Source organism: Rhodococcus sp. AC861 (assembly GCF_979256035.1).
In genome coordinates this window covers 1-233 of sequence record NZ_CEEDMW010000117.1, presented here as the reverse complement: position 1 = coordinate 233, position 233 = coordinate 1, and the positions used below count along the sequence as shown (strand labels likewise).

The following is a 233-nucleotide window of genomic DNA, read 5'->3' as shown; positions in this document are numbered from 1 at the left end:
AACTACGTGGTCGAGGCCTCGGGCGGGCACATCCGGGACCTCCCGCGCGGTGCCGCCGACGTGCCGGCCAAGTACACGGGCGAGCCCTGGGCGCGCCTGGGCGTGGACGTCGATCACGACTTCGAGGCCCTCTATGTCGTCAGCCCCGAGACGAAGGGCAAGGTCGCCGAGCTCAAGAGTCTGTTGAAGGACGCCGACGAGCTCTACCTCGCGCCCGACCCCGACCGCGTGGG

Annotated in this window: 1 protein-coding gene; it reads left to right on the top strand. The window is 70.4% G+C overall.

The window, feature by feature from the left end; translation table 11 throughout:
- Positions 1–233 (top strand): toprim domain-containing protein (locus AC0IX4_RS23380; protein WP_471831466.1); only part of this gene is annotated, 233 nt, incomplete at both ends.